The sequence below is a fragment of the Mycobacterium sp. MUNTM1 genome, from assembly GCF_054660795.1.
Window position 1 is genome coordinate 68,794 of record NZ_BAAGDE010000004.1, and the last position, 22,164, is coordinate 90,957.

Annotated in this window: 26 protein-coding genes and 1 pseudogene; 10 read left to right on the forward strand and 17 right to left on the reverse strand. The window is 66.6% G+C overall.

All coding sequences use genetic code 11. The features are described 5' to 3' along the window. Window positions 1–24: 24 nt before the first annotated feature. The 17 genes and pseudogenes from nuoL to ACYQ8K_RS03705 all read right to left on the reverse strand — a co-directional run. The gene (gene nuoL / locus ACYQ8K_RS03625; RefSeq protein WP_459967081.1) at window positions 25–1,911 is read right to left on the reverse strand and encodes an NADH-quinone oxidoreductase subunit L; all 1,887 of its coding nucleotides are present in this window, start codon (window positions 1,909–1,911) and stop codon (window positions 25–27) included. Window positions 1,912–1,921: 10 nt separating this feature from the next. After that, window positions 1,922–2,221 carry an NADH-quinone oxidoreductase subunit NuoK gene (nuoK, locus tag ACYQ8K_RS03630; protein ID WP_007772892.1) on the reverse strand — a complete coding sequence of 100 codons (300 nt, stop codon included), beginning with the start codon at window positions 2,219–2,221 and terminating at the stop codon, window positions 1,922–1,924. Beyond that, window positions 2,218–3,012 carry an NADH-quinone oxidoreductase subunit J gene (locus ACYQ8K_RS03635; protein WP_459967106.1) on the reverse strand — a complete coding sequence of 265 codons (795 nt, stop codon included), beginning with the start codon at window positions 3,010–3,012 and terminating at the stop codon, window positions 2,218–2,220. The genes nuoK and ACYQ8K_RS03635 overlap by 4 nt, the downstream gene beginning before the upstream one ends. Window positions 3,013–3,038: 26 nt before the next feature. Next, window positions 3,039–3,584, reverse strand: coding sequence for an NADH-quinone oxidoreductase subunit NuoI (nuoI, locus tag ACYQ8K_RS03640; RefSeq protein ID WP_076052567.1), 546 nt, complete (start codon window positions 3,582–3,584; stop codon window positions 3,039–3,041). Next, window positions 3,577–4,848: an NADH-quinone oxidoreductase subunit NuoH gene (gene nuoH, locus ACYQ8K_RS03645; protein ID WP_459967107.1), complete on the reverse strand. Its 1,272-nt coding sequence runs from the start codon at window positions 4,846–4,848 to the stop codon at window positions 3,577–3,579. The genes nuoI and nuoH overlap by 8 nt, the downstream gene beginning before the upstream one ends. Before the next feature lie 5 nt (window positions 4,849–4,853). After that, window positions 4,854–7,268 (reverse strand): NADH-quinone oxidoreductase subunit G, encoded by a 2,415-nt coding sequence (locus ACYQ8K_RS03650; protein ID WP_459967082.1) that lies wholly within the window; start codon window positions 7,266–7,268, stop codon window positions 4,854–4,856. A gap of 60 nt (window positions 7,269–7,328) precedes the next feature. Then, window positions 7,329–8,678, reverse strand: coding sequence for an NADH-quinone oxidoreductase subunit NuoF (nuoF, locus tag ACYQ8K_RS03655; protein WP_459967084.1), 1,350 nt, complete (start codon window positions 8,676–8,678; stop codon window positions 7,329–7,331). Continuing rightward, a complete protein-coding gene (nuoE, locus tag ACYQ8K_RS03660; RefSeq protein WP_459967086.1) occupies window positions 8,678–9,433 on the reverse strand; it encodes an NADH-quinone oxidoreductase subunit NuoE in 756 nt (251 codons plus the stop codon). The genes nuoF (ACYQ8K_RS03655) and nuoE (ACYQ8K_RS03660) overlap by 1 nt, the downstream gene beginning before the upstream one ends. Further along, window positions 9,430–10,755 (reverse strand): NADH dehydrogenase (quinone) subunit D, encoded by a 1,326-nt coding sequence (nuoD, locus tag ACYQ8K_RS03665; RefSeq protein ID WP_459967088.1) that lies wholly within the window; start codon window positions 10,753–10,755, stop codon window positions 9,430–9,432. The genes nuoE (ACYQ8K_RS03660) and nuoD (ACYQ8K_RS03665) overlap by 4 nt, the downstream gene beginning before the upstream one ends. Further along, window positions 10,755–11,462, reverse strand: coding sequence for an NADH-quinone oxidoreductase subunit C (locus ACYQ8K_RS03670; protein WP_459967089.1), 708 nt, complete (start codon window positions 11,460–11,462; stop codon window positions 10,755–10,757). Before ACYQ8K_RS03670 ends, nuoD (ACYQ8K_RS03665) begins: the two co-directional genes overlap by 1 nt. Next, window positions 11,459–12,013, reverse strand: a complete 555-nt coding sequence (locus ACYQ8K_RS03675) for a NuoB/complex I 20 kDa subunit family protein (RefSeq protein WP_007772881.1) — start codon at window positions 12,011–12,013, stop codon at window positions 11,459–11,461. The genes ACYQ8K_RS03670 and ACYQ8K_RS03675 overlap by 4 nt, the downstream gene beginning before the upstream one ends. A gap of 8 nt (window positions 12,014–12,021) precedes the next feature. Beyond that, window positions 12,022–12,399: an NADH-quinone oxidoreductase subunit A gene (locus tag ACYQ8K_RS03680; RefSeq protein WP_459967108.1), complete on the reverse strand. Its 378-nt coding sequence runs from the start codon at window positions 12,397–12,399 to the stop codon at window positions 12,022–12,024. 440 nt (window positions 12,400–12,839) lie between these two features. Continuing rightward, window positions 12,840–13,241: an Rv3143 family two-component system response regulator gene (locus tag ACYQ8K_RS03685; RefSeq protein ID WP_065053614.1), complete on the reverse strand. Its 402-nt coding sequence runs from the start codon at window positions 13,239–13,241 to the stop codon at window positions 12,840–12,842. Between the two features lie 54 nt (window positions 13,242–13,295). Beyond that, window positions 13,296–13,832 carry a YceI family protein gene (locus ACYQ8K_RS03690; protein ID WP_459967091.1) on the reverse strand — a complete coding sequence of 179 codons (537 nt, stop codon included), beginning with the start codon at window positions 13,830–13,832 and terminating at the stop codon, window positions 13,296–13,298. A gap of 33 nt (window positions 13,833–13,865) precedes the next feature. After that, on the reverse strand, window positions 13,866–14,267 hold the full coding sequence (locus ACYQ8K_RS03695; protein WP_459967092.1) for a nuclear transport factor 2 family protein: 402 nt from the start codon (window positions 14,265–14,267) through the stop codon (window positions 13,866–13,868). A 10-nt stretch (window positions 14,268–14,277) separates the two neighbouring features. Beyond that, window positions 14,278–14,631: a DUF6285 domain-containing protein gene (locus ACYQ8K_RS03700; protein ID WP_459967093.1), complete on the reverse strand. Its 354-nt coding sequence runs from the start codon at window positions 14,629–14,631 to the stop codon at window positions 14,278–14,280. Beyond that, window positions 14,628–14,831 (reverse strand): annotated as a pseudogene (locus ACYQ8K_RS03705) (phosphotransferase family protein); the annotation flags it as partial. The gene ACYQ8K_RS03700 and the pseudogene ACYQ8K_RS03705, both read right to left, overlap by 4 nt. A gap of 11 nt (window positions 14,832–14,842) precedes the next feature. On the opposite strand from ACYQ8K_RS03705, the gene ACYQ8K_RS03710 reads away from it, so the two are divergent. From ACYQ8K_RS03710 to nuoF (ACYQ8K_RS03755), 10 genes are all read left to right on the forward strand, one after another. Then, a complete protein-coding gene (locus ACYQ8K_RS03710; RefSeq protein WP_459967095.1) occupies window positions 14,843–15,196 on the forward strand; it encodes a DUF6285 domain-containing protein in 354 nt (117 codons plus the stop codon). A 10-nt stretch (window positions 15,197–15,206) separates the two neighbouring features. Further along, a complete protein-coding gene (locus ACYQ8K_RS03715) occupies window positions 15,207–15,608 on the forward strand; it encodes a nuclear transport factor 2 family protein (protein WP_459967092.1) in 402 nt (133 codons plus the stop codon). Between the two features lie 33 nt (window positions 15,609–15,641). After that, on the forward strand, window positions 15,642–16,178 hold the full coding sequence (locus tag ACYQ8K_RS03720) for a YceI family protein (RefSeq protein ID WP_459967091.1): 537 nt from the start codon (window positions 15,642–15,644) through the stop codon (window positions 16,176–16,178). Window positions 16,179–16,232: 54 nt separating this feature from the next. Next, on the forward strand, window positions 16,233–16,634 hold the full coding sequence (locus ACYQ8K_RS03725) for an Rv3143 family two-component system response regulator (protein ID WP_065053614.1): 402 nt from the start codon (window positions 16,233–16,235) through the stop codon (window positions 16,632–16,634). A 440-nt stretch (window positions 16,635–17,074) separates the two neighbouring features. After that, window positions 17,075–17,452 (forward strand): NADH-quinone oxidoreductase subunit A, encoded by a 378-nt coding sequence (locus ACYQ8K_RS03730; RefSeq protein WP_459967108.1) that lies wholly within the window; start codon window positions 17,075–17,077, stop codon window positions 17,450–17,452. An 8-nt stretch (window positions 17,453–17,460) separates the two neighbouring features. Continuing rightward, window positions 17,461–18,015, forward strand: coding sequence for a NuoB/complex I 20 kDa subunit family protein (locus tag ACYQ8K_RS03735; protein WP_007772881.1), 555 nt, complete (start codon window positions 17,461–17,463; stop codon window positions 18,013–18,015). Next, on the forward strand, window positions 18,012–18,719 hold the full coding sequence (locus ACYQ8K_RS03740; protein ID WP_459967089.1) for an NADH-quinone oxidoreductase subunit C: 708 nt from the start codon (window positions 18,012–18,014) through the stop codon (window positions 18,717–18,719). Before ACYQ8K_RS03735 ends, ACYQ8K_RS03740 begins: the two co-directional genes overlap by 4 nt. Then, window positions 18,719–20,044, forward strand: coding sequence for an NADH dehydrogenase (quinone) subunit D (nuoD, locus tag ACYQ8K_RS03745; RefSeq protein ID WP_459967088.1), 1,326 nt, complete (start codon window positions 18,719–18,721; stop codon window positions 20,042–20,044). Before ACYQ8K_RS03740 ends, nuoD (ACYQ8K_RS03745) begins: the two co-directional genes overlap by 1 nt. Then, window positions 20,041–20,796 carry an NADH-quinone oxidoreductase subunit NuoE gene (gene nuoE, locus ACYQ8K_RS03750; RefSeq protein ID WP_459967086.1) on the forward strand — a complete coding sequence of 252 codons (756 nt, stop codon included), beginning with the start codon at window positions 20,041–20,043 and terminating at the stop codon, window positions 20,794–20,796. The genes nuoD (ACYQ8K_RS03745) and nuoE (ACYQ8K_RS03750) overlap by 4 nt, the downstream gene beginning before the upstream one ends. Further along, on the forward strand, window positions 20,796–22,145 hold the full coding sequence (gene nuoF, locus ACYQ8K_RS03755; RefSeq protein ID WP_459967084.1) for an NADH-quinone oxidoreductase subunit NuoF: 1,350 nt from the start codon (window positions 20,796–20,798) through the stop codon (window positions 22,143–22,145). The genes nuoE (ACYQ8K_RS03750) and nuoF (ACYQ8K_RS03755) overlap by 1 nt, the downstream gene beginning before the upstream one ends. Window positions 22,146–22,164 lie beyond the last annotated feature (19 nt).

Below are 22,164 nucleotides of genomic sequence, written 5' to 3' on the forward strand. Positions count from 1 at the left end.
GGGACCGCATCTCGCCGCCGCGAATCACCACAGCCTCACCGCCAGGATCAGCGCGATCACCAGGACCGCGCCCGTGAGCATCGACAGCGCGTAGTTGCGGGCGAAGCCGGTTTGCAGCCCCCGCAGCCGGTTTGACGTCGAACTCACCAGCGCCGCAAGCGCGTTGACCGAGCCGTCGACACCCGCGTTGTCGACGTCGACGAGCGCCTGGGTCAGCTGCGCGCCCGGGCGCATGAAGACCTCTTCGTTGAAGGCGTCGCCGTAGAAGTCCTTACGCACCGCCGTCGTCAGCGCCGACACGGACAGCGGAGCCACCCGGGGGATCGGAGCCTTCGCGTACAACCGGTAGGCCACCGCGATGCCGATGACCACGACACCCAGCGCCAGCGCGGAGCTGACCCAGACAGGGAACGCGCGGGTGGCTTCCTCGTGCTTTCCGACGACGGGTTCGAGCCAGCTTTGCAGGGTGCCGCCTACCGCCAGCAGGCCACCGGAGAACACCGAGCCGACGGCGAGCAGAATCATCGGCCACGTCATCAGGGCGGGTGCCTCGTGCGGGTGGGCGCCGGGGCCCCAGCGCTTCTTGCCAAAGAACGTCATCAGCATCACCCGCGTCATGTAGAAGGCGGTGACGCCGGCGCCCAGCAGCGCGGCGCCACCCAGCAGGTAGCCCCGGATGCCACCCGAGGCCAGCGCCGCCTCGATGATGGCGTCCTTGGAGAAGTAGCCCGCGAAGGGCGGCACGCCGATGATCGCGAGGTAACCCAGACCGAAGGTGACGAACGTGATGGGCAGCGCCGCACGCAAACCGCCGTAGCGGCGCATGTCCTGTTCTTCGTGCATCGCGTGAATCACCGCGCCGGAGCCGAGGAACAACCCGGCCTTGAAGAAGCCGTGGGTGAGCAGATGCATGATCGCGAAGGCGTAGCCGGCCGGGCCGAGGCCCGCCGCCAGCACCATGTAGCCGATCTGGCTCATCGTCGACGCCGCCAGCGCCCGCTTGATGTCGTCCTTGGCGCAGCCGATGAACGCCCCGAGCAACAACGTGACCGCGCCCACGATGACCACGGCCAGCCGGGCGTCGGGGGACAGGTTGTACAACGGATTCGATCGCACGATCAGATACACGCCGGCCGTCACCATGGTGGCGGCGTGGATCAGCGCGGACACCGGGGTGGGGCCCTCCATGGCGTCACCCAGCCATGCCTGCAGCGGGACCTGGGCGGACTTGGCGCAGGCGCCCAGCAGTAACAGCAATCCCATGGCGGTCAGCGCACCGTGCCCGGCGGCGGGCGCGCCGGCGAACACCCCGGCGTACGACAGGGTGCCGAAAGTGCTGAACATCGAGAACATTCCCAGTGCCAGCCCGGCGTCGCCGACCCGGTTCATCACGAACGCCTTCTTGGCCGCGGTGGCCGCCGTGGGCTTGTGGTACCAGAACCCGATCAGCAGGTAGGACGCCAGGCCGACACCCTCCCAGCCGACGTAGAGCACCACGTAGTTGTCGGCGACGACCAGCAGCAGCATCGACGCCAGGAACAGATTGAGGTAGCCGAAAAACCTGCGGCGGTCCGGGTCTTCGGCCATGTAGGCGACCGAATAGATGTGGATCAGCGACCCGACGCCGGAGATCAGCAGCACGAAACACACCGACAGTTGGTCGATTTGCAGCCCGAGGTCGACCTGGAGCTGGCCGACCGGGATCCAGCTGAACACCCTCTGGTGGATGACGCGGTCGTCGGCCGCGCGGCCGAGCAGCTCCGAGAGCAGGCTCAGGCCCACCCCGAACGCCGCGAGGGCTGTGGCGCAGCCCAGCCAATGCCCCCACCGGTAGGTGCGTCGCCCGCCGAACAGCAGGATTGCGGCGCCCGCCAAGGGCAGCGCGACCAGCAGCGCAGTGTATTGAGTCATGTTGGCGTCTTCAGCCTTTGAGTAGGTTCGCGTCGTCGACGGACGCCGATTTGCGGGTGCGGAAGATGGTCATGATGATGGCCAGCCCGATGACCACCTCGCAGGCGGCGACCACCATCGTGAAGAACGCGATCATCTGCCCGTCCAGGTGGCCGTGCATCCGTGCGAACGTGACGAACGCGAGGTTGACCGCGTTGAGCATCAGCTCGACACACATGAACATGACGATGGCGTTGCGGCGCAACAACACACCGGAGGCCCCGATGGTGAACAGCAGTGCCGAAAGGTACAGATAATTGGCCGGATTCACGACGTACCACCTTGGGAGAGAGTCGGGCTCGGCTCGGGCGACGTCGACGGCGTCTTCTTGCCGTCGGCGCCGCGGCTTTGCAGCATCGGCGAGACCGAGAGCTTCGAGTACGAGCCGTCCGGCAGCAACGCCGCCACGTCGACGGCGTTGTGGCGTGCGTACACACCGGGACTGGGCATCGGGGTGGGGTGCCCGCCGGACCGGAACCGTTCCTGCGAAAGCTCGCGCTGCGTCTTGCGGCGCTCGAAACGCTCGCGGTGGGCCAGCACCATCGCGCCGACGGCCGCGGTGATCAGCAGCGCGCTGGTGAGTTCGAACGCCCACAGGTACCGCGAAAAGATCAGCGCCGCCAGCCCTTCCACGTTGCCGTTGGCGTTGGCGGTGGTCAGTCCCGCGAAGCCGCCGGTGGTCACGTTGCCGATGGCGGCGATGAGCAGGATGCCGAACCCGATCCCGGCGGCCACTCCGGCAATGCGCTGACCGCGCAGCGTCTCCTTGAGCGACTCCGCGGAGTCCACGCCGATGAGCATCAGCACGAACAAGAACAGCATCATCACCGCGCCGGTGTAGACCACGACCTGCACCACACCCAGAAACAGGGCGTCCTGGATCATGTAGAAGACCGCCAGGATGATCATGGTCATCGCCAGGAACATCGCCGAGTAGACGGCATTGACGGCGGTGACCACCCCGATCGCGCCGATCACGGCCAGCACGCCCAGCACCCAGAACGCGACCGCTTCGCCGGTGGAGGTGCGGACGATGGTGTCCTGCGCAAAACTTGACGCCACGACGACGGCGTGGCCGGCCAATCCGGTCACCGGGAGTCTCCGGCCTGCTGGGTCTGCCGCAACCCGTGTGCGGTCACATTGCCTTGGTAGTAGTCCTTGTCGGTGGCGCCTTCGGTTCTGGGGTGCGGCGGCGCGAGCATGTCCTGCAGCAGCGGCGCCAATAGGCGATCCTTCTCGTAGATCAGGTCCGCGCGGTTGTCGTCGGCCATCTCGTAGTCGTTGGTCATCGTCAGCGCTCGGGTGGGGCACGCCTCGATGCACAGGCCGCAACCGATGCAGCGCAAATAGTTGATCTGGTAGACGCGGCCGTAGCGTTCCCCGGGCGAATACCTGAGTTCCTCGGTGTTGTCGGCGCCCTCGACATAGATCGCATCGGCCGGGCACGCCCAGGCGCACAATTCGCAGCCGATGCACTTCTCCAGACCGTCCGGGTAGCGGTTCAGCTGGTGGCGGCCGTGGTAGCGCGGCATCACGGGGCCCGGCTTTTCCGGATACTCCTCGGTGACATTCCTTTTGAACATCGATCCGAACGTCACGCCGAATCCGGCTACGGCGTCCAAGAATTTAGCCACGTGCTTTCTCCTTGCTCGCCGCGGCCAAAGATTTCTGGGCCTTCGTTGGCAGCGGCGGTGTCGGGAATACGGGTCCGGCGTCGAGTGCGGTCGGCAGCTTCTTCGCCTCGCGGCGCAGCTGTTTCTCCAGCGCGCGAATGCCCGGCGCGCTGAACGGCTTTCGCAGCAACAGCACGAGCGCGGTGGCGAACACGACGCTGCTGATCACCAGGATCGGGGTCCAGTGCTGATAGCCCTGGTTCTGCAGCGTGCGAACGACGGCGGCGATCAGCACCCAGACCAGAGAAGCCGGAATCAGCAGCTTCCAGCCCAGCCCCATGAACTGGTCGTAGCGCAGCCGGGGCAGCGACGCCCGCAGCCAGAAGTACACGAACAGGAAGGTCCACATCTTCGCGGTGAACCAGAGCACCGGCCACCAGCCGGTGTTGGCGCCGGCCCACATGTTCAGCGGCCACGGCGCGTGCCAGCCGCCGAAGAACAGGACGGTGGCCAGAGAGGAGACCGTCATCATGTTGACGTACTCGGCCAGCATGAACATCGCGAACTTCAGCGACGAGTACTCGGTGTGGAATCCGGCGACCAGCTCACCCTCGGCCTCGGGCAAATCGAAAGGCGCCCGGTTGGTTTCACCGACCATCGAGATGAGGTAGATGACGAACGACGGCAGCAGCAGGAACACGTACCAGACCCGGTCCTGCGCGGCGACGATCTGCGAGGTCGACATGGTGCCGGCGTAGAGGAACACCGCGGCGAACGACAGCCCCATCGCCACCTCGTAGGAGATGACCTGGGCGGTGGAGCGCACCCCGCCCAGCAGCGGGTAGGTGGACCCGGAAGCCCAACCGCCCAGCACGATTCCGTACACGCCGATCGCCGACAGCCCCAGGATGAACAGCACGGCGACCGGCAGGTCGGTCAGCTGCAGCGGTGTGCGGTGGCCGAACACCGACACCACCGGACCGAACGGGATGAACGCGAAGGCGGTGAACGCCGGAATCGTGGAGATGACCGGCGCGGCGAAGTAGACGAACTTGTCGACCCCACCCGGGGTGATGGTTTCCTTGAGCGCCAACTTGATTCCGTCGGCCAGGCTCTGCAGGACACCCCACGGCCCCGCCCGGTTGGGACCGGGCCGCAGCTGCATCCAGCCGAGAATCTTGCGTTCCAGCAGGATCGCGACGAGCACGTTCAGCATGAGGAACACGAAGATCGCCAGCGCCTTGCCGAGCACCAACCACCAGGTGTCGTGCCCGAAGGCGGTCAGGCCGGTCATTTGCCAACTCCGATCTTGACTGGGCTGCCAACCGATACGCCGAGTTGGCGATGCACCGCCGAGCCGGGCGAGTTCACCGGGAGCCACACCACCCGGTCGGGCATGTCGGTGATCACCAACGGCAGGCTGATGGATCCGTGTGACGTGCTGACCGTGACCGCGTCACCGTCGGCGGCGCCGATCTCGGCTGCCGTGTCGGCGGACAGCCGAGCGACGGGTTTGCGGGCCGTGCCCGCCAGATGTGGTTCGCCGTCCTGCATTCGGCCGTCGTCCAGCAGCATCCGCCAGCCGGCCAATACCGCCTCGCCCGAGGCGGGCTGGGCCGGTTCCGGGGCCGCGACGTTCGGGCTTGCCGCGCGCTTGCCGTCCCAGTGCCGCAGCGCGGCCATTTCCTCGCGGGCCGCGGCGACGGTGGACATGCCCAGATACACGCCCATCTCGTCGGCCAGCGTGTCCAGCACCTGGTGGTCGGACTGGCTGGCGTCCTGAGTGGTGCGCAGGGCCGCTTCGAACGGCCGGAAGCGGCCCTCCCAGTTGACGAATGCCCCGGCCTTCTGCGTCGTCGACGCGACCGGGAAGACGACGTCGGCGCGATCGGTGACGGCGCTGTGCCGCAACTCCAGGCTGACCACGAAGCCGACGCCGTCCAGCGCCGCGAGCACCGCCTGAGGGTCGGTGAAGTCTTCGGGCTCGACACCGCCCACCAGCAGCGCGCCCAGCGTGCCGTCGGTGGCGGCGGCCAGGATCGCGTCGGCGTCACGCCCACTGCCGGAAGGCAATTCGGACACGTTCCACGTCTGGGCGACCTGCGCGCGGGCGGTCTCGTCATTGACCGGACGGCCACCGGGCAGCAGCCCCGGCAGCGCACCGGCCTCCAGCGCGCCGCGCTCACCGGCACGCCGCGGCACCCAGGCCAGGCGGGCGCCGGTGGTGTCGGCCAGGCGGACCGCCGCCGACAAACCGCCCGGCACCGTGGCCAGCCGCTCGCCGACCATGATGACCGCGCCCGCGGTGGAGAGCAGATCGCCCACCTCGCCGGTGGCCAACCCGTCGAGCGCCGAAGCCTCGGCGCCGGGAACGGCTTTGATCAGCCGCCCGGACATCTTGGTCAGCGCGCTGGTGGCGAACGGCGCGATGGCGTAGACCGGCAACCCGTGCTTGCGGGCCGCCTTGCGCAGCCGCAGGAAGACGATGGGCGACTCGTCCTCCGGCTCGAATCCGACCAGCACGACGACGGGCGCCGATTCCAGATCGGCGTAGCTGACGGTGATCGGCTTGCCCGCGATGCGGGCGCCCAGGAAGTCGGCCTCCTCGGCCGAACTGGGGCGGGCGCGGAAGTCGATATCGTTGGTGTCCAGCACGATTCGCGCGAACTTGGAGTAGGCGTAGGCGTCTTCGAAAGTCGCCCGGCCGCCGACCAGAACCCCCGTGCGGCCGCGCGCCGCTTCGAGGCCCTTCGTCGCGACGGCGATCGCGTGCGACCACGAGGCCGGCTGCAGCGAGCCGTCGGCGTCGCGGATCAGGGGAGTGGTGATCACGTCGGGCTGGGTGCCGTAGGTGAATGCCCACCGGCCCTTGTCGCAGTTCCACTCCTCGTTGACCTCGGGGTCGTCGCCGGCCAGCCGGCGCAGCACCTTGCCGCGGCGGTGATCGGTGCGCTGCGCGCATCCGGAAGCGCAGTGCTCGCAGACGCTGGGGCTGGAGACCAAGTCGAACGGGCGGGCCCGGAACCGGTACGAGGACCCGGTCAGCGCGCCGACCGGGCAGATCTGCACCGTGTTGCCCGAAAAGTAGGAGTCGAACGGCTCGTTGGCGTAGATGCCGACCTGCTGCAGGGCGCCCCGCTCCTGCATGTCGATGAAGGGGTCCCCGGCGATCTGCTCGGAGAACCGGGTGCAGCGCGCGCACAGGATGCAGCGCTCCCGGTCCAGCAGCACCTGCGAGGAAATGTTGATCGGCTTGGCGAAGGTACGCTTGACATCGGTGAAGCGAGAATCGGTGCGGCCGTTGGACATTGCCTGGTTCTGCAGCGGGCATTCGCCGCCCTTGTCGCACATCGGGCAGTCCAGCGGGTGGTTGATGAGCAGCAGCTCCATCACGCCGTGCTGGGCCTTGTCGGCGGCCTCCGACGTGAGCTGGGTGCGCACCACCATGTCGTCGGTGGCGACCGTGGTGCACGAGGCCATCGGCTTGCGCTGGCCTTCGACCTCGACCAGGCACTGCCGGCATGCGCCGACCGGCTCGAGCAGCGGGTGATCGCAGAACCGCGGGATCTGGATGCCCATCAATTCGGCGGCCCGGATCACCAGAGTGCCCTTGGGAACGCTGATTTCGTTGCCGTCGATGGTCAGCGTCACCATGTCCGGCGGGCGCACCTCGTCGCCGGTTTCGGTCTTGGCCGCACTAGTCATGAGCGCCGCTCCTTCTCATCGCTTCGCTCTGCATCGTCACCGGCGCGGGTCATCGGCTTCCTAACCTTTCGCGCTCTCGCGCTCCGCCGTCAGCATGGAGTCTCGTGGATCGAAGGGGCATCCGCCGCCCTCGACGTGCGCGACGTATTCGTCGCGGAAATACTTGATCGACGACATCACCGGGCTGGCCGCACCATCGCCCAACGCGCAGAACGACTTTCCGAGGATGGTGTCGGAGATGTCCAGCAGCTTCTGGATGTCCTCGCCGGTGCCCTTGCCGGTTTCCAGCCGCTCGTAGATCTGGTCGAGCCAGAAGGTGCCCTCACGGCACGGCGTGCACTTTCCGCACGACTCGTGCTTGTAGAAGTAGGTCCAGCGGCGCACGGCACGCACCACGCACGTGGTCTCGTCGAAGATCTCCAGCGCCTTGGTGCCCAGCATCGAGCCGACGCCGCCGACGCCCTCGTAATCCAACGGCACGTCGAGGTGCTCGTCGGTCAGCAATGGGGTCGACGATCCGCCCGGCGTCCAGAACTTGAGCCGATGGCCTGCCCGCACACCACCGGCGTAGGCGAGCAACTCCCGCAACGTGATTCCCAGCGGGGCCTCGTACTGGCCGGGCCGGGCGACGTGGCCGGACAACGAATACAGCGTGAAGCCAGGGGATTTCTCGCTGCCCATCGAGCGGAACCAGTCCACACCGTTGCCGATGATCGACGGCACGCTCGCGATGGTCTCGACGTTGTTGATCACCGTGGGACAGCCGTACAGCCCCGCCACGGCGGGGAACGGCGGACGCAGCCGCGGCTGGCCGCGCCGGCCTTCGAGCGAATCCAGCAGCGCGGTTTCCTCACCGCAGATGTAGGCGCCGGCACCCGCGTGCACCACCAGCTCGAGGTCGAAGCCCGAGCCGTTGATGTCGCGGCCCAGGTAGCCGGCGGCATACGCCTCGGCCACCGCGTTCTGCAGGCGGCGCAGGACCGGCAGCACCTCGCCGCGCACATAGATGAACGCGTGGCTGGCACGGATCGCGTACGCGGCGATGATGACGCCTTCGACCAAAACGTGCGGTGTCGCCAGCATCAGCGGAATGTCTTTGCACGTACCGGGTTCCGACTCGTCGGCGTTGACCACCAGGTAATGCGGTTTGGCGGCCGCGCCGGTGTCGCCCTGCGGGATGAACGACCACTTCGTGCCGGTGGAGAATCCCGCGCCGCCGCGGCCGCGCAGCCCGGAGTCCTTCACCACCCCGATCACCGCGTCGGGCTCCATCGCCAGCGCCTTCTTCATCGCCTCGTACCCGCCGTGGCGATGGTAGGTCTCGAGGGTCCACGACTCGGGGTCGTCCCAGAACCGGCTGATGACCGGCGTCAGCGGCGTCGCCTGTGAAGTGTCAGAAGTCGTTGTCATCACTGGCCTTCCGGCGCGCTGGGCGCCTGCATACCGTGTTCCCTGGCCACCTTCAGCCCGGCCAGGGTGGCCGCTCCGGCGCCGCCCTGCCCCTGGTCGGGACGCTCGTCGGGCAGACCTGCCAGGATGCGCGACGTCTCGCGGAAGGCGCACAGCGGGGCGCCGCGCGTGGGCGGGCGCGGCTCGCCGGAACGCAACGAATCGACGAGTTCGCGCGCCGACGCGCAAGTCTGGTTGTCGTAGAATTCCCAGTTCACCATCACCACCGGTGCGTAATCGCAGGCGGCGTTGCATTCGATGTGTTGCAGCGTGACCGAGCCGTCGGCGGTGGTCTCGTCGTTCCCGATGCCCAGGTGTTCCTTCAGGGAATCGAAGATGGCGTCGCCACCCATGATGGCGCACAACGTGTTTGTGCAGACACCGACCAGGTAATCGCCGGTGGGGCCGCGCCGATACATGGTGTAGAAGCTCGCGACCGCGGACACCTCGGCCCCGGTGAGCCCCAGCTGCTCGCCGCAGAACTCCAGACCCGCCGGTGTCAGGTAGGAATCCTGAGATTGCACCAGGTGCAGTAACGGCAACAGCGCCGAGCGCTTGCTGGGGTAGCGGCCGATGATCTCCTTGGCGTCGACCTCCAGCCGGGCCCGCACCTCGGGTGGATACGTCTTGGGCGCGCCCTCGATGACGAACGCGTTGGGCTCCTCGGGCGGCGGGCCGAGCCGGATGAAGACCGGCTGTCCCTGCGGCCCGGTCACCGGTCCACCCCGCCCATGACCGGGTCGATGCTGGCGACCGCGGTGATCAGGTCGGCGACCATGCCGCCTTCGCACATCGCCGCCACCGACTGCAGATTCGTGAACGAGGGGTCTCGGTAGTGCACCCGGTAGGGCCGGGTGCCGCCGTCGCTCACCATGTGCACACCCAGCTCCCCGCGCGGCGATTCGACGGCCGTGTAGACCTGGCCGGCGGGAACCCTAATGCCCTCGGTGACCAGTTTGAAGTGGTGGATCAACGCCTCCATCGAGCCGCCCATGATCTTGGCGATGTGTTCCTGTGAGTTGCCCATGCCATCGGGGCCCACCTTCAAGTCAGCCGGCCAGGCGATCTTGCGGTCCTCGACCATGGTCGGGCCGGGCTTCAGCTTGTCCAGACACTGCTCGACGATCTTGATCGACTCCCACATCTCGTTGACACGAATCATGTAGCGCCCGTAAGCATCACACGTGTCTTCGGTGATTACGTCGAATTCGTAGTTTTCATATCCGCAGTACGGTTCGCTCTTACGCAGATCGTGCGGCAACCCGGTGGCGCGCAGAATGGGGCCCGTGATGCCCAGCGCCATGCAGCCGGTCAGGTCCAGGTATCCGACGTCCTGGGTGCGGGCCTTCCAGATGGCGTTCTCGTTGAGCAGGCCGCCCATTTCGCGCAGCACCTGCCTGAGTTTCTTGAGGCCCTCGACGATCTCGGCCTCCGCGTTGGGCGGCAGGTCCTGCGCCACACCGCCGGGGCGGATGTAGGCGCTGTTCATCCGCAGGCCGGTGATCAACTCGAACAGGGTCAGCACGATCTCGCGACCCCGGAATCCGACGAACATCGGGGTCATGGCGCCCAGTTCCATGCCGCCGGTCGCCAGCGCCACCAGATGCGACGAGATCCGGTTGAGCTCCATCATCATCACCCGGATGACGTTGACGCGCTCCGGAATCTGATCGGTGATGCCGAGCAGTTTCTCCACACCCAGGCAGTAGGCCGTCTCGTTGAAAAACGGTGAGAGGTAATCCATCCGGGTCACGAACGTGACACCCTGGGTCCAGTAGCGGTATTCGAGGTTCTTCTCGATGCCGGTGTGCAAATACCCGATGCCGCAACGGGCGTCGGTGACCGTCTCGCCCTCGATTTCCAGGATCAGCCGCAATACCCCGTGCGTGGACGGATGCTGCGGCCCCATGTTGACGATGATGCGTTCGCCGGGATCAACCCCGCGGGCGGCCTCGACGACCTTGTCCCAGTCCTGGCCGCCGGCGACCACGAAGGTCTCGCCGGCGCCGTCGTGCGTCGATTCAGTGGTGGTGCTCATCAGTTGTACGCTCTCCGCTCGTCGGGCGGGGGTATCTGTGCGCCTTTGTATTCGACCGGAATCCCGCCGAGGGGGTAGTCCTTGCGCTGGGGGTGCCCGTGCCAGTCGTCGGGCATCTCGATGCGGGTCAGCGAGGGGTGCCCATCGAAGATGATTCCGAAGAAGTCGTAGGTCTCGCGCTCGTGCCAGTCGGTGGTCGGATAGATCCGGAACAGCGAGGGAATATGCGGATCACCGTCGGGCGCAGACACTTCCAGGCGGACGCGGCGATTGTGCGTGATCGACTGCAACGGATACACCGCGTGCAGTTCGCGTCCCGTCTCGTGCGGGTAGTGCACCCCGCTGACACCCAGGCACATTTCGAAGCGCAGCCTCGGGTCGTCGCGCAGCTGGTGAGCGACCTGCTCCAGCGCGTCGCGTCGCACGTGCAAGGTCAGCTCGTCGCGGTACACCACGACTTTCTCGATGGCGTCGGTGAATTCGACGTTGGCCTGGCTCAACGCCGCGGCCAGTGCGTCGACCACCTCGTCGAAGTAGCCGCCGTAGGGCCGCGGGCTGCTGCCCGGCAGCAGGACCTCGCGCACCAGCCGTCCGTAACCGGACGTGTCACCCGAGCCCTTGGCGCCGAACATCCCGCGCCGCACGTCGATGACTTCTTCGTCGGCACGGCTGATTGCTTCTCTGGGGTCCTGGTCCGGTGAGCTCATCGCAGCAGTCCGCGCATCTCGATCGTGGGCCGGGCCGACAGCGCCGCCTGCTCGGCTTCGGCGATGGCGGTTTCCCGGTTGACGCCCAGCGGCATCTCCTGAATCTTCTCGTGCAGCTTGAGGATTGCGTACAACAGCATTTCCGGTCGCGGCGGGCAGCCGGGCAGGTAGATGTCCACCGGGACCACGTGATCGACGCCCTGCACGACCGCGTAGTTGTTGAACATGCCGCCGGATGACGCGCACACGCCCATGGCCAGCACCCATTTCGGCTCGGCCATCTGGTCGTAGATCTGTCGCAGCACGGGAGCCATCTTCTGGCTGACCCGCCCGGCGACGATCATCAGATCGGCCTGCCGGGGGGTGGCCGAGAATCGCTCCATCCCGAACCGTGCGATGTCGAATCTTGGCCCGGCCGTTGCCATCATCTCGATGGCGCAGCAGGCCAACCCGAACGTCGCCGGCCACAGTGAGTTCTTGCGGACGTAGCCCGCGACCTTCTCGACTGTTGACAGCAGGATCCCGCCGGGCAGCTGTTCCTCAAGACCCACGTCTTACCTCAATCCCACGTCAGGCCGCCGCGGCGCCACACATAGGCGTAGGCCACGAAAACCGTCAGCATGAAAATCACCATTTCGATCAGAGCGAACGTGCCCAGCGAGTCATAGCTGACCGCCCACGGATACAGGAACACGATTTCGATGTCGAAGACGATGAACAGCATCGCGGTGAGGTAGTACTTCACCGGAAAGCGCTGCCCGGCCGTCGCATGCGGGCCGCTCACCGATGTCTCGGTGGGTTCGATCCCGCACTCGTAGGCCGACATCTTCGACTTGTTGAAACGTGACGGGCCGGCCAGGCTCGCGATCGCCACCGAGCCCACGGCGAACGCAGCGGCAATGGCGCCTAGCACCAGGATGGGTATGTAGACGTTCAACTCGCTCCATGATCCGTCGTACGAGCCGCCTGCAGCGGCCAGGCGGTAACCGGGCTGCTGTGACGAACCGGGTCTGAGGCCCGTCACAGTGATTTACAACATAGCGTCGCGGCGTGCGGCGCGCTTGCCCGGGGTGGGCGTTTTGCAGTATTGGCGGCGCCATGTCGCGCTGTGCTGTGCAAACTCGATAGCCGGTGCAACCAACGCTCACCGCCGGACGCGATCCGCCGCGCCAGCCGCTAGACGAGCACCAGCAAAGGCGCGACCGCGCCGATCGCTGCGGCACCAAAGATCAGCGGCGTCGCCAGGGCGGATGGCCCGTCGTCAGCAACGTCGCGACTGGCGACCGTCGCGGTGGCGTCGGCGGCCGAAGTAGTCAGGACTGCCGCGTTCGGCGGCCGGCAATCAACCGTCGCGGCAAAGCCGCGGCATGGAAAGAATCAGCGAACCGGGGCGCGCAGCAGGCTGAGCACCGTGCGGCCCAGCAGGATGGGGTCGATGGGATGCGGCACCGCGCCCTCGGCCCGCGACCAGGAGGCCAACCACGCATCGTCGGGTCGCCCGGTCAGCACCACCAGAGGTGGGCAGGTCTCGAGTTCGTCTTTGAGCTGCTTCGCGATTCCCATACCGCCGGTCGGGGTGGCCTCACCGTCCAGGATGGCCAAGTCGATGCCGCCCTTGTCCATCGTCGCCACCACCATGGGCCCGGTCGCCACCTCGACGTAGCTCAATTCGGGCAGATCGGGGTGCAGCTGCTTGCCCAGCGCCCGCATGACCCGCTCGCGGGTTTGGACGTTGCTGCTGTAGACGAGGATCCGCAGGGCGATGGTGGAGTCGGGCACGGTGCAGATGCTACTGGTGTCGCACCGGGTTCAGCGGGGTGCCCGCGGAATTCCCTACTGCGATACCCGCACGAAGATGGCGTCGGCCGCGACCGTTGCCGTCGAGCCCACCATGCCGAGCCGGTTCCAACCCAGGTCGAATCGGTCCCGATCGAGCTTGGTCTCACCGGTGATTCGGATCGAGCCGTCGTCGAGTTCGCAGATCGTGACCGGCAACTGCACTTCCGCGGTGACGCCCTTGATGGTGAATGTGGTCCGCAGGTCGGCCGCCTTGCCCTTGGTCGGCTGCACCGCCGTGACGACGATGCTGATCTCCGCGAAGCGGTCGACGTCGAAGAAGTCGGCCGAGCGCAGGTGTTTGTCGCGACGGCCGATGCCGGTGTCCAGCGAGGCCGTCCGGATGTCCACGCGGCCGAAAACCGCTCCCTTGCCGGTCAGTTGGCCGTCGCCGGTGAAATCGGTGAAGCGGCCCTTGACGTTGACCAGGCCCCACATGTTCCTGATCTTGAAAGTGATGGCCGAGCGATCCTGGGCCAGGTTCCACACGCCGGCCATGTCGGGATCGTGAAGCAGTGTCTCCAAAGTCGTCATTGTCACCCCCAATGTGTCGTGGCGAATGTAGCGCTAGTTCAGCAGCGGCGCGATCCCGGCGGGGTCGAAGTATTCGTCGATCCGCTCGATCAGGCCGTCCGTGCCCACCCTGATCACGATGCAGACCCGCAACGAGATCGACTGCCCGGCATGCCCGGTGGCGTGCAAGATGTGCTGCTGAACGAAGCCCCGCGCGGATCCGTCATCGAAGAGCTGCCGATCCAGGATTTCGTAGCGTCGCTGCGTGGTCGCGCCGATGAACCAGTCGATGACCCGCATTGCGCGGGCCTTGTCGTCGTCGCGGCGCGAGCCGCTACGCCACACCGCGATGTCGTTGCTCCACATCGCGTCAACCGCGGCGACGTCGCTTCGCTCGATCGCTGCGAACAGGCGATTGGCCGCATCGAGGACCGTCTCGGTGCTGGAAGCGGGCATGTCTGGCTCCTCACTGATCGCCGGGCTGTTCGCTGTCGTAGCCGGGGTGGGCGACGGCCAACCGGCGTCGCACCAGGGTGCGCAGGCAGGCGGTGACCTGGTCGGCTCGCCCGTCCAGCTGGCCGGCCCGGATCGCCGCAGCAAGCTGTTCCTCATCGGCGAAACCCAGGCCGGCCAGCGCGGTGCGGGATTCCACCTCGCTTTCGTCGAGCAGTTCGCGCTCGACGATGCGCAGCGCGTTGGCGGCGACCCGGGCGTGGAAGTTGACCTGTCCTTCGGTTGCGCCACGCACGTCGCTTTCCAGTAATTCGGCGACCGCGGCCACGAGTTCGGCGGCCAGCGGGCGGCCGTATGAGCCGATCATGGCCGCGCCTCGAGCAGGTTGAGCAGGTCCCACTCCGTCTCGCAGACGCGGCGCCCGATGGTGGCCAACTCGACCGTGCGGTGTTGCCCGCTCAGGTGCCGTTCGGCCTGGAAGCGGCAGATGACACCCCAGCGCAAGGTGGCCAGCACCAGCCACCAGTGAAACGCCACCCGGTCGACGGTAGTCGCGCTGGCCTGCTCGAGGCGCGGCCATGATCGGCTCATACGGCCGCCCGCTGGCCGCCGAACTCGTGGCCGCGGTCGCCGAATTCCTGGAAAGCGACGTGCGTGGCGCAACCGAAGGACAGGTCAACTTCCACGCCCGGGTCGCCGCCAACGCGCTGCGCATCGTCGAGCGCGAACTGCTCGACGAAAGCGAGGTGGAATCCCGCACCGCGCTGGCCGGCCTGGGTTTCGCCGATGAGGAACTGCTTGCTGCGGCGATCCGGGCCGGCCAGCTGGACGGGCGAGCCGACCAGGTCACCGCCTGCCTGCGCACCCTGGTGCGACGCCGGTTGGCCGTCGCCCACCCCGGCTACGACAGCGAACAGCCCGGCGATCAGTGAGGAGCCAGACATGCCCGCTTCCAGCACCGAGACGGTCCTCGATGCGGCCAATCGCCTGTTCGCAGCGATCGAGCGAAGCGACGTCGCCGCGGTTGACGCGATGTGGAGCAACGACATCGCGGTGTGGCGTAGCGGCTCGCGCCGCGACGACGACAAGGCCCGCGCAATGCGGGTCATCGACTGGTTCATCGGCGCGACCACGCAGCGACGCTACGAAATCCTGGATCGGCAGCTCTTCGATGACGGATCCGCGCGGGGCTTCGTTCAGCAGCACATCTTGCACGCCACCGGGCATGCCGGGCAGTCGATCTCGTTGCGGGTCTGCATCGTGATCAGGGTGGGCACGGACGGCCTGATCGAGCGGATCGACGAATACTTCGACCCCGCCGGGATCGCGCCGCTGCTGAACTAGCGCTACATTCGCCACGACACATTGGGGGTGACAATGACGACTTTGGAGACACTGCTTCACGATCCCGACATGGCCGGCGTGTGGAACCTGGCCCAGGATCGCTCGGCCATCACTTTCAAGATCAGGAACATGTGGGGCCTGGTCAACGTCAAGGGCCGCTTCACCGATTTCACCGGCGACGGCCAACTGACCGGCAAGGGAGCGGTTTTCGGCCGCGTGGACATCCGGACGGCCTCGCTGGACACCGGCATCGGCCGTCGCGACAAACACCTGCGCTCGGCCGACTTCTTCGACGTCGACCGCTTCGCGGAGATCAGCATCGTCGTCACGGCGGTGCAGCCGACCAAGGGCAAGGCGGCCGACCTGCGGACCACATTCACCATCAAGGGCGTCACCGCGGAAGTGCAGTTGCCGGTCACGATCTGCGAACTCGACGACGGCTCGATCCGAATCACCGGTGAGACCAAGCTCGATCGGGACCGATTCGACCTGGGTTGGAACCGGCTCGGCATGGTGGGCTCGACGGCAACGGTCGCGGCCGACGCCATCTTCGTGCGGGTATCGCAGTAGGGAATTCCGCGGGCACCCCGCTGAACCCGGTGCGACACCAGTAGCATCTGCACCGTGCCCGACTCCACCATCGCCCTGCGGATCCTCGTCTACAGCAGCAACGTCCAAACCCGCGAGCGGGTCATGCGGGCGCTGGGCAAGCAGCTGCACCCCGATCTGCCCGAATTGAGCTACGTCGAGGTGGCGACCGGGCCCATGGTGGTGGCGACGATGGACAAGGGCGGCATCGACTTGGCCATCCTGGACGGTGAGGCCACCCCGACCGGCGGTATGGGAATCGCGAAGCAGCTCAAAGACGAACTCGAGACCTGCCCACCTCTGGTGGTGCTGACCGGGCGACCCGACGATGCGTGGTTGGCCTCCTGGTCGCGGGCCGAGGGCGCGGTGCCGCATCCCATCGACCCCATCCTGCTGGGCCGCACGGTGCTCAGCCTGCTGCGCGCCCCGGTTCGCTGATTCTTTCCATGCCGCGGCTTTGCCGCGACGGTTGATTGCCGGCCGCCGAACGCGGCAGTCCTGACTACTTCGGCCGCCGACGCCACCGCGACGGTCGCCAGTCGCGACGTTGCTGACGACGGGCCATCCGCCCTGGCGACGCCGCTGATCTTTGGTGCCGCAGCGATCGGCGCGGTCGCGCCTTTGCTGGTGCTCGTCTAGCGGCTGGCGCGGCGGATCGCGTCCGGCGGTGAGCGTTGGTTGCACCGGCTATCGAGTTTGCACAGCACAGCGCGACATGGCGCCGCCAATACTGCAAAACGCCCACCCCGGGCAAGCGCGCCGCACGCCGCGACGCTATGTTGTAAATCACTGTGACGGGCCTCAGACCCGGTTCGTCACAGCAGCCCGGTTACCGCCTGGCCGCTGCAGGCGGCTCGTACGACGGATCATGGAGCGAGTTGAACGTCTACATACCCATCCTGGTGCTAGGCGCCATTGCCGCTGCGTTCGCCGTGGGCTCGGTGGCGATCGCGAGCCTGGCCGGCCCGTCACGTTTCAACAAGTCGAAGATGTCGGCCTACGAGTGCGGGATCGAACCCACCGAGACATCGGTGAGCGGCCCGCATGCGACGGCCGGGCAGCGCTTTCCGGTGAAGTACTACCTCACCGCGATGCTGTTCATCGTCTTCGACATCGAAATCGTGTTCCTGTATCCGTGGGCGGTCAGCTATGACTCGCTGGGCACGTTCGCTCTGATCGAAATGGTGATTTTCATGCTGACGGTTTTCGTGGCCTACGCCTATGTGTGGCGCCGCGGCGGCCTGACGTGGGATTGAGGTAAGACGTGGGTCTTGAGGAACAGCTGCCCGGCGGGATCCTGCTGTCAACAGTCGAGAAGGTCGCGGGCTACGTCCGCAAGAACTCACTGTGGCCGGCGACGTTCGGGTTGGCCTGCTGCGCCATCGAGATGATGGCAACGGCCGGGCCAAGATTCGACATCGCACGGTTCGGGATGGAGCGATTCTCGGCCACCCCCCGGCAGGCCGATCTGATGATCGTCGCCGGGCGGGTCAGCCAGAAGATGGCTCCCGTGCTGCGACAGATCTACGACCAGATGGCCGAGCCGAAATGGGTGCTGGCCATGGGCGTGTGCGCGTCATCCGGCGGCATGTTCAACAACTACGCGGTCGTGCAGGGCGTCGATCACGTGGTCCCGGTGGACATCTACCTGCCCGGCTGCCCGCCGCGACCGGAAATGCTGTTGTACGCAATCCTCAAGCTGCACGAGAAGATTCAGGAGATGCCGCTGGGCGTCAACCGGGAAACCGCCATCGCCGAAGCCGAGCAGGCGGCGCTGTCGGCCCGGCCCACGATCGAGATGCGCGGACTGCTGCGATGAGCTCACCGGACCAGGACCCCAGAGAAGCAATCAGCCGTGCCGACGAAGAAGTCATCGACGTGCGGCGCGGGATGTTCGGCGCCAAGGGCTCGGGTGACACGTCCGGTTACGGACGGCTGGTGCGCGAGGTCCTGCTGCCGGGCAGCAGCCCGCGGCCCTACGGCGGCTACTTCGACGAGGTGGTCGACGCACTGGCCGCGGCGTTGAGCCAGGCCAACGTCGAATTCACCGACGCCATCGAGAAAGTCGTGGTGTACCGCGACGAGCTGACCTTGCACGTGCGACGCGACGCGCTGGAGCAGGTCGCTCACCAGCTGCGCGACGACCCGAGGCTGCGCTTCGAAATGTGCCTGGGTGTCAGCGGGGTGCACTACCCGCACGAGACGGGACGCGAACTGCACGCGGTGTATCCGTTGCAGTCGATCACGCACAATCGCCGCGTCCGCCTGGAAGTGTCTGCGCCCGACGGTGATCCGCATATTCCCTCGCTGTTCCGGATCTATCCGACCACCGACTGGCACGAGCGCGAGACCTACGACTTCTTCGGAATCATCTTCGATGGGCACCCCTCGCTGACCCGCATCGAGATGCCCGACGACTGGCACGGGCACCCCCAGCGCAAGGACTACCCCCTCGGCGGGATTCCGGTCGAATACAAAGGCGCACAGATACCCCCGCCCGACGAGCGGAGAGCGTACAACTGATGAGCACCACCACTGAATCGACGCACGACGGCGCCGGCGAGACCTTCGTGGTCGCCGGCGGCCAGGACTGGGACAAGGTCGTCGAGGCCGCCCGCGGGGTTGATCCCGGCGAACGCATCATCGTCAACATGGGGCCGCAGCATCCGTCCACGCACGGGGTATTGCGGCTGATCCTGGAAATCGAGGGCGAGACGGTCACCGACGCCCGTTGCGGCATCGGGTATTTGCACACCGGCATCGAGAAGAACCTCGAATACCGCTACTGGACCCAGGGTGTCACGTTCGTGACCCGGATGGATTACCTCTCACCGTTTTTCAACGAGACGGCCTACTGCCTGGGTGTGGAGAAACTGCTCGGCATCACCGATCAGATTCCGGAGCGCGTCAACGTCATCCGGGTGATGATGATGGAGCTCAACCGGATCTCGTCGCATCTGGTGGCGCTGGCGACCGGCGGCATGGAACTGGGCGCCATGACCCCGATGTTCGTCGGATTCCGGGGTCGCGAGATCGTGCTGACCCTGTTCGAGTTGATCACCGGCCTGCGGATGAACAGCGCCTACATCCGCCCCGGCGGTGTGGCGCAGGACCTGCCGCCCAACGCGGAGGCCGAGATCGTCGAGGGCCTCAAGAAACTCAGGCAGGTGCTGCGCGAAATGGGCGGCCTGCTCAACGAGAACGCCATCTGGAAGGCCCGCACCCAGGACGTCGGATACCTGGACCTGACCGGCTGCATGGCGCTGGGCATCACGGGCCCCATTCTGCGCGCCACCGGGTTGCCGCACGATCTGCGTAAGAGCGAACCGTACTGCGGATATGAAAACTACGAATTCGACGTAATCACCGAAGACACGTGTGATGCTTACGGGCGCTACATGATTCGTGTCAACGAGATGTGGGAGTCGATCAAGATCGTCGAGCAGTGTCTGGACAAGCTGAAGCCCGGCCCGACCATGGTCGAGGACCGCAAGATCGCCTGGCCGGCTGACTTGAAGGTGGGCCCCGATGGCATGGGCAACTCACAGGAACACATCGCCAAGATCATGGGCGGCTCGATGGAGGCGTTGATCCACCACTTCAAACTGGTCACCGAGGGCATTAGGGTTCCCGCCGGCCAGGTCTACACGGCCGTCGAATCGCCGCGCGGGGAGCTGGGTGTGCACATGGTGAGCGACGGCGGCACCCGGCCCTACCGGGTGCACTACCGAGACCCCTCGTTCACGAATCTGCAGTCGGTGGCGGCGATGTGCGAAGGCGGCATGGTCGCCGACCTGATCACCGCGGTCGCCAGCATCGACCCGGTCATGGGCGGGGTGGACCGGTGACCGGGCCGCAGGGACAGCCGGTCTTCATCCGGCTCGGCCCGCCGCCCGAGGAGCCCAACGCGTTCGTCATCGAGGGCGCGCCCAAGACGTATCCACCCGAGGTGCGGGCCCGGCTGGAGGTCGACGCCAAGGAGATCATCGGCCGCTACCCCAGCAAGCGCTCGGCGCTGTTGCCGTTACTGCACCTGGTGCAATCTCAGGATTCCTACCTGACACCGGCGGGTCTGGAGTTCTGCGGCGAGCAGCTGGGGCTCACCGGGGCCGAGGTGTCCGCGGTCGCGAGCTTCTACACCATGTATCGGCGCGGCCCCACCGGCGATTACCTGGTCGGTGTCTGCACAAACACGTTGTGCGCCATCATGGGTGGCGACGCCATCTTCGATTCCCTGAAGGAACACCTGGGCATCGGGAACGACGAGACCACCGCCGACGGCTCGGTCACGCTGCAACACATCGAATGCAACGCCGCCTGCGATTACGCACCGGTGGTGATGGTGAACTGGGAATTCTACGACAACCAGACTTGCGCGTCGGCGCGCGAACTCGTCGATTCGTTGCGTTCCGGCGAGCCGCGCCCGCCCACGCGCGGCGCCCCGCTGTGCGCCTTCCGCGAGACGTCGCGCATCCTGGCAGGTCTGCCCGACGAGCGTCCCGACCAGGGGCAGGGCGGCGCCGGAGCGGCCACCCTGGCCGGGCTGAAGGTGGCCAGGGAACACGGTATGCAGGCGCCCAGCGCGCCGGAAGGCCAGTGATGACAACGACTTCTGACACTTCACAGGCGACGCCGCTGACGCCGGTCATCAGCCGGTTCTGGGACGACCCCGAGTCGTGGACCCTCGAGACCTACCATCGCCACGGCGGGTACGAGGCGATGAAGAAGGCGCTGGCGATGGAGCCCGACGCGGTGATCGGGGTGGTGAAGGACTCCGGGCTGCGCGGCCGCGGCGGCGCGGGATTCTCCACCGGCACGAAGTGGTCGTTCATCCCGCAGGGCGACACCGGCGCGGCCGCCAAACCGCATTACCTGGTGGTCAACGCCGACGAGTCGGAACCCGGTACGTGCAAAGACATTCCGCTGATGCTGGCGACACCGCACGTTTTGGTCGAAGGCGTCATCATCGCCGCGTACGCGATCCGTGCCAGCCACGCGTTCATCTATGTGCGCGGCGAGGTGCTGCCGGTCCTGCGCCGCCTGCAGAACGCGGTGGCCGAGGCGTATGCCGCCGGCTACCTGGGCCGCGACATCAACGGCTCGGGCTTCGACCTCGAGCTGGTGGTGCACGCGGGTGCCGGCGCCTACATCTGCGGTGAGGAAACCGCGCTGCTGGATTCGCTCGAAGGCCGGCGCGGCCAGCCGCGGCTGCGTCCGCCGTTCCCCGCCGTGGCGGGGCTGTACGGCTGTCCCACGGTGATCAACAACGTCGAGACCATCGCGAGCGTGCCGTCGATCATCGGCAACGGTGTGGACTGGTTCCGCTCGATGGGCAGCGAGAAATCCCCTGGCTTCACGCTGTATTCGTTGTCCGGCCACGTCGCCCGGCCCGGCCAGTACGAGGCCCCGCTGGGAATCACGTTGCGGGAGTTGCTCGCCTACGCCGGTGGTGTGCGGGCAGGCCATCGGCTCAAGTTCTGGACGCCGGGCGGATCGTCGACCCCATTGCTGACCGACGAGCACCTCGACGTGCCGTTGGATTACGAGGGCGTCGGCGGCGTCGGCTCGATGCTGGGCACCAAGGCGCTGGAGATCTTCGACGAGACCACGTGCGTGGTGCGTGCCGTGCGCCGCTGGACCTACTTCTACAAGCACGAGTCGTGCGGAAAGTGCACGCCGTGCCGTGAGGGCACCTTCTGGCTCGACCAGATCTACGAGCGGCTGGAAACCGGCAAGGGCACCGGCGAGGACATCCAGAAGCTGCTGGACATCTCCGACACCATCCTCGGAAAGTCGTTCTGCGCGTTGGGCGATGGTGCGGCCAGCCCGGTGATGTCGTCGATCAAGTATTTCCGCGACGAATACGTCGCGCACGTCGAGGGCGGCGGATGCCCCTTCGATCCACGAGACTCCATGCTGACGGCGGAGCGCGAGAGCGCGAAAGGTTAGGAAGCCGATGACCCGCGCC